The organism is Pseudomonas sp. EA_35y_Pfl2_R111, from assembly GCF_963970955.1.
In the GTDB taxonomy this organism is placed as follows: domain Bacteria; phylum Pseudomonadota; class Gammaproteobacteria; order Pseudomonadales; family Pseudomonadaceae; genus Aquipseudomonas.
Window position 1 is genome coordinate 219,468 of sequence record NZ_CAXAOM010000002.1, and the last position, 13,997, is coordinate 233,464.

General features: G+C 59.4%; 12 protein-coding genes. 4 read left to right on the forward strand and 8 right to left on the reverse strand.

Going from position 1 to position 13,997, the window contains the following annotated elements:
* Nucleotides 1-10: 10 nt before the first annotated feature.
* The 8 genes from AACY25_RS09605 to AACY25_RS09640 form a co-directional block, all read right to left on the reverse strand.
* On the reverse strand, nt 11-1,123 hold the full coding sequence (locus tag AACY25_RS09605) for a succinylglutamate desuccinylase/aspartoacylase family protein (protein WP_339524133.1): 1,113 nt from the start codon (nt 1,121-1,123) through the stop codon (nt 11-13).
* Nucleotides 1,124-1,133: 10 nt separating this feature from the next.
* Nucleotides 1,134-1,832, reverse strand: a complete 699-nt coding sequence (locus AACY25_RS09610; protein WP_339524135.1) for an ABC transporter permease — start codon at nt 1,830-1,832, stop codon at nt 1,134-1,136.
* Nucleotides 1,833-1,847: 15 nt separating this feature from the next.
* Nucleotides 1,848-2,537, reverse strand: coding sequence for an ABC transporter permease (locus tag AACY25_RS09615; protein WP_339524137.1), 690 nt, complete (start codon nt 2,535-2,537; stop codon nt 1,848-1,850).
* A gap of 119 nt (nt 2,538-2,656) precedes the next feature.
* Nucleotides 2,657-3,436, reverse strand: a complete 780-nt coding sequence (locus AACY25_RS09620; RefSeq protein ID WP_339524139.1) for an ABC transporter substrate-binding protein — start codon at nt 3,434-3,436, stop codon at nt 2,657-2,659.
* Nucleotides 3,437-3,963: 527 nt separating this feature from the next.
* A complete protein-coding gene (acs, locus tag AACY25_RS09625) occupies nt 3,964-5,919 on the reverse strand; it encodes an acetate--CoA ligase (protein WP_339524140.1) in 1,956 nt (651 codons plus the stop codon).
* A 243-nt stretch (nt 5,920-6,162) separates the two neighbouring features.
* The gene (locus AACY25_RS09630; protein WP_339524142.1) at nt 6,163-7,080 is read right to left on the reverse strand and encodes a DUF4824 family protein; all 918 of its coding nucleotides are present in this window, start codon (nt 7,078-7,080) and stop codon (nt 6,163-6,165) included.
* The gene (locus AACY25_RS09635; protein WP_339524144.1) at nt 7,077-8,150 is read right to left on the reverse strand and encodes a DUF2157 domain-containing protein; all 1,074 of its coding nucleotides are present in this window, start codon (nt 8,148-8,150) and stop codon (nt 7,077-7,079) included. Before AACY25_RS09635 ends, AACY25_RS09630 begins: the two co-directional genes overlap by 4 nt.
* 126 nt (nt 8,151-8,276) lie before the next feature.
* On the reverse strand, nt 8,277-9,830 hold the full coding sequence (locus AACY25_RS09640; protein ID WP_339524146.1) for a sigma-54-dependent transcriptional regulator: 1,554 nt from the start codon (nt 9,828-9,830) through the stop codon (nt 8,277-8,279).
* A gap of 257 nt (nt 9,831-10,087) precedes the next feature.
* Between AACY25_RS09640 and phhA the strand changes: the two genes are divergently transcribed.
* From phhA to AACY25_RS09660, 4 genes are all read left to right on the forward strand, one after another.
* Nucleotides 10,088-10,873 (forward strand): phenylalanine 4-monooxygenase, encoded by a 786-nt coding sequence (gene phhA, locus AACY25_RS09645; RefSeq protein WP_339524148.1) that lies wholly within the window; start codon nt 10,088-10,090, stop codon nt 10,871-10,873.
* 95 nt (nt 10,874-10,968) lie between these two features.
* Nucleotides 10,969-11,322 carry a 4a-hydroxytetrahydrobiopterin dehydratase gene (locus tag AACY25_RS09650; protein ID WP_339524149.1) on the forward strand — a complete coding sequence of 118 codons (354 nt, stop codon included), beginning with the start codon at nt 10,969-10,971 and terminating at the stop codon, nt 11,320-11,322.
* Nucleotides 11,319-12,515: an amino acid aminotransferase gene (locus AACY25_RS09655; protein ID WP_339524151.1), complete on the forward strand. Its 1,197-nt coding sequence runs from the start codon at nt 11,319-11,321 to the stop codon at nt 12,513-12,515. The genes AACY25_RS09650 and AACY25_RS09655 overlap by 4 nt, the downstream gene beginning before the upstream one ends.
* A 94-nt stretch (nt 12,516-12,609) precedes the next feature.
* Nucleotides 12,610-13,950 carry a DUF2254 domain-containing protein gene (locus AACY25_RS09660; protein WP_445262135.1) on the forward strand — a complete coding sequence of 447 codons (1,341 nt, stop codon included), beginning with the start codon at nt 12,610-12,612 and terminating at the stop codon, nt 13,948-13,950.
* The last annotated feature ends 47 nt before the right edge of the window (nt 13,951-13,997 follow it).

Here is a 13,997-nt window from a genome sequence, read left to right on the forward strand (position 1 = left end):
CTCTCTTGAATCAGTCGCTGAGCAAGCGACCCTGGCGAATAGGGGTACGACCGGCCACTTTGGCCAGCCACAAACCGGGCTGAGCAAAACGCAACCGCTCGCGCGCATAGAGCACACCATCTGTAACGGCACAGACAGTTGTGTGGCGATCATCCAGAGGATCGATCACTTCAAACAAAGGATCACCGGCCAAAACCTGCGCCCCCACCGGTTGCAGAAAACTCACCACCCCGGCATGCGGGGCATAGGCGTATTGCGCACCATCAAACGGCGTGGCGTCGCAGCTTTCGGTAGGCGCTGACGGCCAGTCACCGGCAATCAGGCCCTGCTCGGCAAGGAACGCCAGAATGCTTTCAGCACTGGCTTCGGCCTCGGGTTTGCCGGTATCGGCCATGCCGCCCAACTCGACTGTTACTGCCAGACAGGCCAGAGGCACAGCGGCCTGGGGAAAATGCCGGGCCAGATGCACCCAGGGCAAGGCGCAGGCTTCATCGAAAGAACTGCCGCCGGAATCCTCGACAGTGAGCGCCGCACCGGCCTGCAGGCGTGCGGCCAACGAGCGCAATTGCGGCCATTGCTGCGGCAGCAGGTACAGATGCACCGCTGCATCAAAATCACAGTGCAGGTCGAGCACCACATCGGCATCGCAGGCATGTTTGAGCAGCAGGCGCTGCATGCCTTGCAACTCCGAACCGGCTGGCGGCAAGGCCTCTAGCGCGGCCTGCATGGCGGCGCGAATCAGCCGCACATTGCTCGGGCCGTCACTGCCCAGGCAGCCTTCCAGCGCGGGGGCGATAGCAGCAGCCAGGTCAAAGAAATCACGGTTGAAGTTCTTGCCGCTGCCCATCTCAAAACGGCCCTGATGGGTCGCCTGGAACATCTGCCCCAGACCAATGGGGTTGGCTACCGGCACCAGCTCGATCACCCCAGTCAGGCGCCCCTGGGCTTCCAGCTGACGCAGACGGCGCTTGAGCTCCACCGCCACGCGCATCCCAGGCAGCTCATCGGCATGCAGCGAGGCCTGGATATACGCCTTGCACGGGCCATGGCCGAAACGGAACACGCTCAAGTGGCGTTCGGTTCCGGGGCAACCCCAGGGCAGTGGATGATCAATACGCTGCATGCTCTGTTCCTCAGGCCTTGCGCGGGGCCAGGTAGGCCAGCCAGCGGCGTTCAGCCAGCTTGAACAGGCGTACGAGGATAAAGGTCAGGCACAGGTAGAACAGGCCGGCAGTGATAAACGCTTCGAACGGCAGGTAATACTGCGAGCTGACAGTACGCGCCGCGCCGGTGATATCGATCAAGGTAACGATCGAGGCAAGCGAGGTGGTGTGCAGCATCATGATCACTTCGTTGCTGTACTGCGGCAGTGCGCGGCGCAGGGCCGATGGCAGTAGGATGCGGCGATACAGCTTGAAGCGCGACATGCCCATGGCCTTGGCTGCTTCGATCTCGCCATGCGGCGTAGCCTTGAGGCTGCCGGCGAGAATCTCCGCGCTGTAGGCGCTGGTGTTGATGGCAAACGCCAGGCAGGCGCAGAAGGTTGCACTGGAGAAATATGGCCACAGCGCACTCTCACGTACCGCCTCGAACTGGGCCAGGCCGTAATAAATGAGAAACAGCTGCACCAGCATCGGCGTGCCGCGAATCACATAGGTGTAAAGCCAGGCCGGGAAGTTGACCAGAGCCGACTTCGAGACGCGCATCAAACCCAGAGGGATGGCCAGCGCCAGGCCGCATGCCAAGGAAATCAGCAGAATTTTCAGGGTGACCATTACACCGCCAAAATACAGCGGCAGGTTTTGCAGAATTACGTTGTAGTCAAAAATCATCGCTGCGCTCCCCGCTTACAGATCAGCGGCTTTGATGCCGACCGAGTAACGTTTTTCCAGGTAACGCAAAGCCAGCAGCGACACGCTGGTCAGCACCAGATACAGGGCCGCAACGGCCAGGTAGAAGGTGAACGGCTCGCGGGTGGCATCGGCAGCACTTTTCGCCTTGAACATCATGTCCTGCAGACCAACCACGGAAATCAGCGCGGTGGCCTTGGTCAACACCAACCAGTTGTTGGTGAAACCAGGAATGGCGAAGCGAATCATCTGCGGCACCAGAATGCGGAAGAACACCTGCATGCCACTCATGCCGTAAGCCGCACCGGCTTCGGCCTGACCTTTGGGGATGGCCATAAAGGCCCCACGGAAGGTCTCCGACAGGTAAGCACCAAAGATAAAGCCCATGGTGAACACGCCGGCAATAAAGGGGTTGATATCGATGTAGTCGTCATAGCCGAGCATCGGCGCAAGACGGTTAACTATGTCCTGACCGCCGTAGAAGATCAGCAGGATCAGCACTAAGTCGGGAATCCCGCGGATTACCGTGGCGTAGGTTTCACCCAGCAGCGCTAGCCACTTGATTGGTGACAGGCGAAACGCCGCACCCAGCAAACCCAACACGATGGCCACTGCCATCGACGTCAGCGCCAGAATCAGGGTGAGCCAGGCACCCTCTAGAATGGTCGAGCCGTAGCCGTTGAGCATGCTCTGCTTACCTCATGCAAACGCCGGGCGGCGCCTGGGAGTACAACGGGAAAGTGGCGCAAGCTTCAGGTTATAGCCAGCTTGCGCCACTTTCAGTGAAAGCGACTGAACGAACTCAATCAGTCGCCGTAGACGTTGAAGTCGAAGTACTTGTCCTGCAGTTCCTTGTACTTGCCGTTGGCGCGAATGGCATCAATGGCGTTGCTGATCTTGTCCGCCAGTTCCTTGTCGCCCTTGCGCACGGCGATACCAGCGCCATGGCCGTAGTACTTCTCTTGGGTGAAGTCCGGGCCTACCAGGGCGAAGTCTTTGCCGGCGTCAGTCTTGAGGAAGCCTTCGTCAATATTGACCACGTCGGCGAGGGTGGCGTCGATACGGCCGGACGCGAGATCAAGGAAGGCTTCGTTCTGCGAGCTGTAACGCACGACTTCAACGCCTGCTGGCTCGAACTCATCGCTGGCATGACGATCGTAGATCGACGATCGCTGCACACCGACTTTCTTGCCCTTGAGATCAACCAGCGGATCGTTGATCACGGTGCCGGCCTTCATCGCCAGCTTGCCAGGGGTGTGGTAGTACTTCTTGGAAAAGTCGACCGACTTCAAGCGGTCTTCGGTGATGCTCATGGAGGAGAGTACGGCGTCGAATTTGCGTACTTTCAGGGCTGGGATCAGGCCGTCGAATTCCTGCTCGATCCATTTGCATTCCACTTTCATCTCTTCGCACAGAGCGACGCCGATGTCGTAGTCAAAACCGCTGATGGCACCTTCGGGGGTTTTGAAGGCGAACGGCGGGTAAGCCGCTTCGATACCGATACGCAGAGGCTTGGCCTCTTCAGCCATGGCCAGCGGCGACAGCATGGACAGCGCCAGTGCGCCGAGAAGTGCAATCTTCTTCATTTTGTGACTCCTTCGAATGGGAATGGCATCGGTTGGCAGAGATTGTTCGGGTATGCATCCAGCCTTGCATGAATTGTAGTGAGTCGCCGCCAAGCTGCGCGCTGCGCAGACGCCGGACGGCCCCAGCCGGGTGAGCGGCATTCTAGCGACAGCTCGAAAGTCGATATTTCTTCAATGCGACAAGTAATTACAAAAGGCCCGGACGGGTATAGCGAGGATATTGACAGCCCCTGGGTTTTATGCAGAGACAGAAAAGACAGTTAACCATTGGTTAAAGCAATTAACGCGCCCAGTTTTAATAAGACCTTTATTTTCGCGGTCTGGTGGCACTTTTTATTTCTACATCCGCATCGAGCGATGCTTCATCTTGGCGCGAAACGTTCCCGCACACCCCACAAAAGTGCGCGTTGTTACGCCTAAGTGACAAGCCAATACCCAGATGAAAATCGATAATGCCGTACAAAGCACAACGCCCTGCCCGGCTTATGGCCGAAACAGGGCGTTGCTTACAGGCGCTGCAACCGAAGTCAGGCAGCCTGCATCTCGCGGTGAGTGTCGATAAGGTGCTGCACCACGCCAGGATCGGCCAGCGTAGAGATATCGCCGAGTGCATCGTATTCGGCGGTTGCGATCTTGCGCAGGATGCGGCGCATGATCTTGCCCGAGCGGGTTTTCGGCAGGCCAGGAGCCCACTGAATCACGTCCGGTGAGGCAATCGGACCGATTTCCTTGCGCACCCAGTTCTTCAACTCCTGGCGCAACTGCTCGGAAGGCTCTTCGCCGCCATTCAGGGTAACGTAGACATAGATGCCCTGCCCTTTGATGTCGTGCGGCACGCCAACCACTGCGGCCTCGGCGACTTTCGGGTGAGCAACCATGGCGCTTTCAATCTCGGCGGTGCCCATGCGGTGGCCCGACACGTTCAACACATCGTCGACGCGACCAGTGATCCAGTAGTAACCGTCCTCGTCGCGGCGTGCGCCGTCACCGGTGAAGTACATGCCCTTGAAGGTCTTGAAGTAGGTGTCGACGAAACGGTCGTGGTCGCCGTACAGCGTCCGCGCCTGACCCGGCCAGGAATCGATGATTACCAGGTTGCCTTCGGCAGCGCCCTCGACCAGGTTGCCGAGGTTATCCACCAACGCTGGCTGCACGCCGAAGAACGGACGGGTCGCCGAACCCGGTTTGAGCGCCGTGGCGCCCGGCAGTGGGCTAATCAGGATGCCGCCGGTTTCGGTCTGCCACCAAGTATCGACAATCGGGCAGCGCTCTTGGCCGACGGTTTTGTAGTACCAGTTCCAGGCTTCCGGATTGATCGGCTCACCCACCGAGCCGAGCAGGCGCAGGCTGGAGCCGTCGGCCCCGGCAACCGCCGCATCGCCCTGAGCCATCATGGCGCGGATCGCCGTCGGTGCGGTGTAGAGGATATTGACCTTGTGCTTGTCGATGATCTTCGACACCCGGGTGATATCCGGATAGTTCGGGATGCCCTCGAACAGCAGCGTGGTCGCGCCATTGGCCAGCGGACCGTAGACGATATAGCTGTGGCCGGTGACCCAGCCGACGTCGGCGGTGCACCAGTAGATATCGCCCGGCTTGTAGTCGAAAACCCGCTCATGGGTCAGCGCCGCATAAAGCAGGTAGCCGGCAGTGGTGTGCTGCACGCCTTTCGGCTTACCGGTGGAGCCGGAGGTGTAGAGGATAAACAGCGCTTCCTCGGCGCCCATTTCCTTCGGCGCGCAATGACTGGAAGCCACGGCCATCAGGTCTTCGTACCAGATGTCGCGATGCTGGTTCCACTTGATCGGGCTACCGGTGCGCTTGCAGACGATGACCTTCTGGATGCTCGCGGTTTCCGGGTTGGTCAGCGCATCGTCGACGTTGGCTTTCAACGGGGTTTTCTTGCCACCGCGCAGGCCTTCATCGGCGGTGATCACCACCTTGGATTGGCAATCGATAATGCGCCCTGCCAGGGCTTCCGGGGAGAAGCCGCCGAACACTACCGAGTGAATCGCGCCGATACGGGTGCAGGCCAGCATCGCCACCACCGCCTGCGGAATCATCGGCATGTAGATGGTCACTACATCACCACGGTGCACGTCCTGGCCACGCAGGGCGTTGGCAAACTTGCAGACTTGTTCGTGCAGCTGGCGGTAGGTGATCTCCTCGTGCTCGGACGGGTCATCGCCTTCCCAGATAATCGCCACCTGATCGCCACGCTCTTCCAGGTGACGGTCCAGACAGTTGTAGGAAACGTTGAGGGTGCCATCGGCAAACCACTTGATATCGACGTGGTGATCGTCGAAGGAGGTCTGCTTGACCTTGGTGAACGGCTTGATCCAGTCCAGGCGCTGAGCCTGCTCACGCCAGAAACCGTCAGGGTTGATCACCGACTGCTGGTACATGGCTTTATAGGTGGCCTCATCAGTCAGCGACTGGGCCGCCACCTCCGGGCGCACGGGATACAGGGACGCAGCACTCATCAGAAACACCTCGGTGGGTAGTTGTTGTTCTATGGTGCATTTTGTAACCACGACCCCACCTTTGAGCCATTCGACCATGGTCTTAACGCTCTACGACCTTGGTTGCAGACGTTTTTTCAGGGCAAAAAAAAGCGGTCATCTGACCGCCTACCCAAATCATTCCGGGACAGGAATGGAGAAACGCTTGCATCCAAACCACGCAGGATTGAACGCCGCCATTTTCGTCCAGCACAGCGCGCCGGGCTATTGCACCTTGGTCGTAGGTTGCGGCGCACTCGCCTCTCTAGCCCTTAAATCAACAAACCAGGGTTCCAATCGCCGCCCGAAGGCAACTTCAGCGCTAAACAGTTTCTGATAACTCAGGTAATCGATGTCGGACTGCTCGCCCTGCTGCGGCAGGCTGTCAAAGGTCGCATGCCAGCGCTGCGGCAGATTGAGACTGTGTAATCCCGGGGTGTCGGCTGAGCCGCCGAGCTGCCAGGTCCAGCGCTGGTCATCCGGGCGCGGGTCATCGCCCTCGCCCGTCCAATCAATCGCCACACTGCTCGCCTGCGCTTCGATAATGCTGCGCACAATGGCGTAACGCGTACGGTCGGGATAACGCGTGCGTAAGGCCTGCTGATCCAGCCCAACATCCACCGCCAGCAGCCGACTGGCACGTCGTTGCTCGTAGTCCAGCGCATTAGCGGCATGCTGAGCCGCCTCACGCAGCTCCTGACTATCCGGTACAGCCTTATACAAACGCAGCGCCTCGGCATGAGCGTCGCGCAACATGGACACCTCGCGCTGATAGGCCGGGCCGTCGAGCTCCAACACCAGCAGCGCATCACGGTCCAGCTGGCGGCGATAGCTCCGCACCGTTTGCTCATTTAACTCAGTGGGCACATGGAAGCCCAACTCCGCCATTTTCTCGGCACTGATCGACAGATAGTAGTGATCATCGTCCGCCTGGCTCGGCCAGCGGTAATCCAGGCGCAGCGCCAGGCTGCTGTTGTCCTTTTGCCAATAGGCATAGGTCGCGGCCAGCTCGCGCTCGGACAGTTGCAGGCGGCTTTCCTCAGGCGACTGGCGATTCCAGGCCACACCTGCCAGGACGATGGCATTGACCAGGCCAATCAGCGCCAGGCCGGCGATCAGGTAACGCGGACGAGTGCCGTTCATTGCGCACCTCCGAGCAAGCCATGGCGGCTACGCAGGCGGCGCAGCACCAGCAGAATCAGCACCGCACTCAAGCCCAACACCAGGAAGAACAGGTACTTGGGCATGCTCTCCCACCACCAGTCGAAGAGCTTGGTGTAGAGGAAAATCACAAAGAAACTCAGTCCGGTGTTCACCACATCCGTCCATTCGCGGCGCACACCCAGCCAGATCACCAGGGCCGCGAGGATAAAGCCGCCAATCTGGTAGGCGTTCTCAATGTATTCGGCCGAGTAATCGAAGTAACTGCCGGCGCCCCAATGCGACAACACCAGTACCGGCACAAATACTCCGAGCAGGCCAAATACCCGATAGATCACGGCAAAACCGTCAAAACGGCGCTGATCAATCAGCAGCGGCACGACGAAAATCAGCAGCGCCGGCAGGATAAAGTTCTCCGGCCGCTGGGCGAAACCCAGCCAGTAGATGCCATCCCAGCTGCCGATCCGTGCCGCAGCAAAGGCCAGCAAACAACTCAGCCCGGCCGCCAGCAACAGGCGCGCCCCGCAGGCGTAGGCCAGCAACAGCGCGTAGAGCGCCCAGGGCAGCAAAGCGTTGTTCGACGGGGTGATATTGAAGATCTGCCCGAGCATGACGATGTTCAGCATAAAACAGGTAAAGGCCACCAACGCCGCCAGCTTGCTGAAGTAACCCGAGCTATCGAGGCGCTGCACCCACAACGTCAAGCCGAACGAGGCGATGCTCGCTGCCAGCAGGATCGCCACTTGGCTCTGCGTGCCGAACAGCCCCCAGAACTGGTAGAACAGAAAGAACACACTGGCCGCCAACGCCAGCGCGCCGAGAAACGAGGCAATGCGCATGCCCAGCGAGAGCTGCCGGGCCTGAATATCGTGATCGATATCGAAGGCCGCCAGATAGCTGTTGAGCAATTGCTGCTGGTAGCCATGCAGACTGGCGCGCTGACTATCGCTCAGGTTCAACACCTGCTCGGCCTCAAGGCGCGCCAATTCACGGTTGAAAACACCGATATCATCGGCACGTTGCTGAGCATCACTGCGGTTTAACTTGGGCATGGCAATCCTTGCTGCAGGTCCATCAATCATGGGGCGTACTCAGCACACTCTAACGCTAAAATTTCGGCGATGGGCTGACCCAGTAGAGGGTTCGTAACTGCGAACAGCCCTTGCAGCTAAGACCCCCTACTCCTTACCCAAACCATGCTGACGCAATTTATTGGCGATGGTGGTGTGCGACACCCCTAAACGCTTGCCCAATTGCCGACTGCTCGGGTGGTCGTGGAACAGGCGCTCCAGCACGGCTTTTTCGAAGCGGCCGAGAATGTCGTCCAAGCCACCTTCTACAGAGAACTCACCCAATGGCTGCGGCGCACCGTAGTCCGGTAGACGGATATGTTCACCCTTGACCACACCGCCATCGCACAGCGAAACGGCCTGGAACAGCACGTTCTCCAGTTGACGCACGTTGCCTGGCCAGTGGTAGTGGCCCAGTTTATCCAGCACCTGCGGCGCCAGCTTGGGCAGTGGGCAGCCAATCTGCCGGCTGGCCTGGTCAAGAAAATGCTCCACCAGCGGCGGCAAACCATCCAGGCATTCGCGCAGTGGCGGGATATGCAGGCTGAGCACGTTGAGGCGGTGATAGAGATCTTGGCGGAACTCACCCTTGGCACACAGCTCGGACAGATCGACCTGAGTAGCGCAGATCACCCGTACGTCCAGATACACCTCCTCATCACTGCCGACCCGGCGGAAGCAACCGTCCTGCAGAAAGCGCAGCAGCTTGGCCTGCAGGCGCGGGCTCATTTCACCCACGCCATCGAGAAACAGCGTGCCTCCAGCGGTCAGCTCCAGCAGGCCAAGCTTGCCTTCCGGGCGTGCGCCTTCGAAGGCCCCGGGGCCGTACCCGAACAGCTCGGTTTCGGCCATGGATTCCGGCAAGCCGGCGCAGTTCAGCGCCATAAACGGCGACTGCCCGCGCGGGCTGGCCAGGTGGCAGGCGCGGGCTAGCAGTTCCTTACCGGTGCCGGTTTCGCCCTCGATCAGCAATGGCGCATCCAGCGGCGCCATACGCCGCGCTTCGCGCACCACGGCGGCCATCACCTTGGAGCTCTGAAAGATTGAATCGAAACCGCGCAGCTCTTGTTTGCGCACGTTGTAAATGCGCTCACCTACACGGTCCGCGCGGTGCAAGGTCAACACCGCGCCGGCCATGGCATCACTCTCTTCATGCTCGGTCTGCAGCGGCGCGATATCGGCGAGAAACACATCGCCCTTCACTTTCACCCGCAGGCCGTTGATCCGCGACTTGTTGGCGCGCACCAGCTCCGGCAGGTCGAAGTCCTCGGCATAACGCGACAGCGGTATACCCGGTACTTCATCCACACGCACGCCGAGCAGCTGCGCGGCGCTGCGGTTGGCGGCAACGATTGAGCCGCCCATATCGATCGACAACACCGGAAAATCCAGCGCACCGAGCAGCGCATTCAATTCCAGATGGCGACGCTCACTGGGCATCAGACCGACGCGCTTAACCCCGAACACCCCGGAAATCGCCTCGAACTTGGGCCGTAACGACTGGAACTGCAGGTTGATCAGATTCGGGCAGTGCAGGTAGATGGCATTGCCCTGCTCGCCGCCGACTTCGCCACGGGCGACGTTGATGCCGTATTCGACCAGCAGGTTGAGGATGTCGCGCAGGATGCCAATTCGGTTCTGGCAGTGGACTTTGATACGCATGGCAGGGCTCTGATCAGGCTTCTTATAGATCGCACGGCGTATGAATCGACGCTGGCGACAGATTATTCGTCAAGAATATGTGACAGGTTAGCGCGGCAGCAAGACGATAGTTCGCCACACCGCCGAACACGTAACCAATTCTTTACGAAATAGCTGCCCTTTCCTCCTCTATCAGGCTCAGCCATGGGCTGCATAACTGCATGAGCTGGCGTATTTCTGAGTCCAATAAAACAACAAAGCCCCAGCAGGAGGCAGTGATGAAGAGCACGCAATACTTGGCGCGCGAACCAGATGACAGTGGCTTTATCCATTACCCGGAGGTTGAGCATCAGGTGTGGAATACCCTGATCACTCGCCAACTCAAGGTGATCGAGGGCCGCGCCTGCCAGGAATACCTGGACGGTATCGAACAGCTTGGCCTGCCCCATGAGCGTATTCCGCAACTTGGTGAGATCAACCGGGTCCTCGAAACCACTACCGGTTGGCGCGTAGCGCGGGTGCCGGCGCTGATTCCGTTTCAGACCTTCTTCGAGCTGCTGGCCAGCAAGCAGTTTCCGGTGGCGACTTTTATTCGCACGCCTGAGGAACTGGACTACCTGCAGGAGCCGGACATCTTCCACGAGATCTTTGGCCACTGCCCGCTGCTGACCAACCCCTGGTTCGCTGAATTCACCCACACCTACGGCAAGCTCGGCCTAGCCGCGAGCAAGGAAGAGCGCGTGTATCTGGCGCGCCTGTACTGGCTGACCATCGAGTTCGGCCTGCTCGACACCAGCCAGGGGCAGCGCATCTACGGCGGCGGTATTCTTTCCTCGCCGAAAGAAACCCTCTACTGCCTGTCCGATGAGCCGCAGCGCTTGGCTTTCGACCCAATTGAAGCGATGCGTACGCCTTACCGTATCGACATCCTGCAGCCGCTGTACTTTGTCCTACCTGAACTCAAGCGCCTGTTCGAGCTGGCTCATGAAGACATCATGGCCATGGTTCAGCAAGCTATGCGTCTAGGCCTGCATGCACCGAAGTTTCCGCCGAAAGCGGCCTAAGCGGGACATCCCGCCAGGCGCGTCCAGCACTGACTCAGACGGTGGGCAAGCTGCGCACGTCCACCCTACAAAATCTTATATTCAGGAGCCTCCCCATGTCCCTTGCCCAAGCCCAATGCGAAGCCTGCCGCGCCGATGCACCAAAAGTCAGCGATGAGGAGCTGGCCGAACTGATCCGTGAGATTCCGGACTGGAATATCGAAGTGCGTGGCGACCATATGGAGTTGGAGCGGGTTTACCTGTTCAAGAATTTCCGCCACGCCCTGGCCTTTACCAACGCCGTAGGCGCCATTGCCGAGGAAGTAGGCCACCATCCAGCGTTGCTCACCGAATGGGGCAAAGTCACCGTGACCTGGTGGAGCCATGAGATGCGCGGTCTGCACCGCAATGACTTCATCATGGCCGCACGCACCGATGTTCTGGCCACCAACGCCGAGGGCCGCAAGTGAGCCATTTCCACAGCATCACGCGAGTGCCGGGCGACCCGATTCTCGGCCTGATGGATGCCTACCGCGCCGACCGTAATCCGGCCAAGCTCGACCTCGGCGTCGGTGTGTTCAAAGACGCTCAGGGCCTGACCCCAATTCCACGCGCGGTAAAGCTGGCCGAACAGCAATTGGTGGAAAACGAAACGACCAAGAGCTATATCGGCGGCCATGGCGACCCGCTATTCGGCAGCTTGCTCAGGCAGCTTGTGCTGGGTGCGGACAGCCCGTTGTTGGCTGAGCGCGCGGGTGCTACCCAGACGCCCGGCGGCACCGGGGCATTGCGCTTGTGCGCAGATTTTATTGCCCATTGCCTGCCCGGTCGCGGTGTCTGGCTGAGTGATCCGACCTGGCCAATTCACGAAAGCATCTTTGCTGCCGCTGGCCTACGCGTCGGCCATTACCCCTATGTCGGCGCGGACAACCAGCTGAATGTCGAGGCGATGATTGCCGCCCTAACCCACATGCCCAAGGGTGATGTGGTGCTGCTGCACGCCTGCTGCCACAACCCCACCGGCTTCGACCTCACCGCGCGTGACTGGAAGCGTGTACTGGAGGTGGTTAAAGCACGCGAACTGCTGCCACTGATCGACTTCGCTTACCAAGGTTTCGGCGATGGCTTGGAGCAGGACGCCTTTGCCGTGCGCCTGTTTGCCAGTGAGTTGCCTGAGCTACTGATCACCAGCTCCTGCTCGAAGAATTTTGGCCTGTACCGCGAACGCACCGGCGCGCTGATCGTCTGCGCTGAGACTGCGGAGAAACTACTGGATGTACGCAGCCAGTTGGCCTTTATGGCGCGCAATCTGTGGTCCACTCCGCCAGCCCACGGCGCGGCAGTGGTCGCTAGCATCCTCGCGGACAGTGAACTGCACAGCCTCTGGGTCGACGAACTGGACACCATGCGCCAGCGTGTCGCCAGCCTGCGCACAGGCCTGGTCGAAGCCCTGCAACCATACGGCCTGAGTGAACGTTTTGCGCATGTAGCGGTGCAGCGCGGCATGTTCTCCTACACCGGCCTCAGCCCAATTCAGGTGCAACGCCTGCGCGATGAGTTCAGTGTCTACATGGTCGGCTCAGGCCGGGCCAATATGGCCGGACTCGACGCCGAGCGCCTAGACCAACTGGCCAGCGCGATTTCGCGCGTTTGCAGCGACTGACGCATACCTGAGCCCCGTTGCGGCTGCGTCGGGGCTCAGGTAGCGGCATGCGCCATCAAGCTTGCTATAGTCGCCGCACGCCCATCGTACCGAGATGCCCGTGCCCCGCTCATTGAACGCCACCTTCCGCCTGTACCAGCGCATCTTGCATAGCCTGGCCCTCTATCCGACGCTGATTGCTGCAGGCTTCGTCCTCTTGTGCCTGCTGAGCATGAGCATCGAATATCAGCCATGGCTGATGTCGCTCAAAGACAAGATTGATGTCGGCCTGGTGCGCAATGCCGACAATGCCCGCTTGATACTCGGAGCACTGGTCGGCGGCATCCTATCGTTGATGGTGTTCAGCTTCTCCATGGTCATGGTGGTGCTCAACAATGCCGCAGCTGCGCTGTCACCGCGCGTAGTGCCTGGCCTGATAAGCGAGAGGAGCCATCAGAAAACCCTGGGGTTCTACCTCGGCACCATCCTCTTTTCGCTGCTGCTGATCACCACGATTGAACTGGACAACTCAACCCATGTACCCAGCCTCGGGGTATTGATGGCATTGGTGATGGGCGTCGCCTGCCTCGGCCTGTTTGTGCATTTCATTCACTCGATTTCTCGCTCGATTCAGGTGGAGTACATTCTCAACAACCTGTACCACACCACCCTGGCCAAACTCGCCTCACGCGAAAACAAGCTGGCCACAGTCGACAACCTGCCCAGCTGGCCAGATGACCAAAACTGGCAGGAAGTCTGCGCCCAGCGCAACGGCTATTTCAAAGAGCTTAACGTCAGTACGATCAACAGAATCTTGTGCAAGCACGACCTGCGCATGACCGTGATGATCCACCGCGGATTCTTTGTGATGAGCGGCCGACCGCTATTCAAACTCGACCGCGAGGTTGATTCGAATATCACCGATGCGCTGCTCGACTGCTTCGATTTCTTTCTCGAAGAATACGCCCATACCCACTACCTATTTGGCTGCACACAGATGTCGGAAATAGCCGTCAAGGCGCTCAGCCCCGGCATCAACGACCCCGGCACGGCGATTACTGCCATCGACCTGCTCAGCGTACTGTTCAGCAAGCGCCTGGCTTTGCCGGACTTGGATGTCACCTTGGCAGACGATGGCCTGCCTCGCCTGCTGCATTACGAACTCTCGCTGGATGAGTTACTGCAACTGGTGTTTGGCCCCATTCGCCACTACGGTTGCAGCGATGTAAGTGTGCTGCTCTGTTTGCTGCAGGCCTTCAAGAACCTGCTCTACCAGCCGCTACGTGCAGCGCAGAAAACCGATTTGCTGCGGCATGTGCGCAGCGTGCAGGAAACTGCCGATCAGCACCTGAGCAACAGCCGTGATCGCCAAGCTATCAATCAGGTACTGGAACGGATCAACCAGACTGCTGCAACTCAGGAGCCTATCGCACTGATTGCCATAACGTGCGCGTAGAAAGGCACCAGGCATGCCTCGGCCGGTTTGTTAGAACTCTGGTCAGC

What these genes read in the sequence shown, in the direction of transcription:
- AACY25_RS09605 (WP_339524133.1), bottom strand. Translation starts at nt 1,123, where the DNA reads ATGCAGCGTATTGATCATCCACTGCCCTGGGGTTGCCCCGGAACCGAA.
- AACY25_RS09610 (WP_339524135.1), bottom strand. Translation starts at nt 1,832, where the DNA reads ATGATTTTTGACTACAACGTAATTCTGCAAAACCTGCCGCTGTATTTT.
- AACY25_RS09615 (WP_339524137.1), bottom strand. Translation starts at nt 2,537, where the DNA reads ATGCTCAACGGCTACGGCTCGACCATTCTAGAGGGTGCCTGGCTCACC.
- AACY25_RS09620 (WP_339524139.1), bottom strand. Translation starts at nt 3,436, where the DNA reads ATGAAGAAGATTGCACTTCTCGGCGCACTGGCGCTGTCCATGCTGTCG.
- acs (WP_339524140.1), bottom strand. Translation starts at nt 5,919, where the DNA reads ATGAGTGCTGCGTCCCTGTATCCCGTGCGCCCGGAGGTGGCGGCCCAG.
- AACY25_RS09630 (WP_339524142.1), bottom strand. Translation starts at nt 7,080, where the DNA reads ATGAACGGCACTCGTCCGCGTTACCTGATCGCCGGCCTGGCGCTGATT.
- AACY25_RS09635 (WP_339524144.1), bottom strand. Translation starts at nt 8,150, where the DNA reads ATGCCCAAGTTAAACCGCAGTGATGCTCAGCAACGTGCCGATGATATC.
- AACY25_RS09640 (WP_339524146.1), bottom strand. Translation starts at nt 9,830, where the DNA reads ATGCGTATCAAAGTCCACTGCCAGAACCGAATTGGCATCCTGCGCGAC.
- phhA (WP_339524148.1), top strand. Translation starts at nt 10,088, where the DNA reads ATGAAGAGCACGCAATACTTGGCGCGCGAACCAGATGACAGTGGCTTT.
- AACY25_RS09650 (WP_339524149.1), top strand. Translation starts at nt 10,969, where the DNA reads ATGTCCCTTGCCCAAGCCCAATGCGAAGCCTGCCGCGCCGATGCACCA.
- AACY25_RS09660 (WP_445262135.1), top strand. Translation starts at nt 12,610, where the DNA reads ATGCCCGTGCCCCGCTCATTGAACGCCACCTTCCGCCTGTACCAGCGC.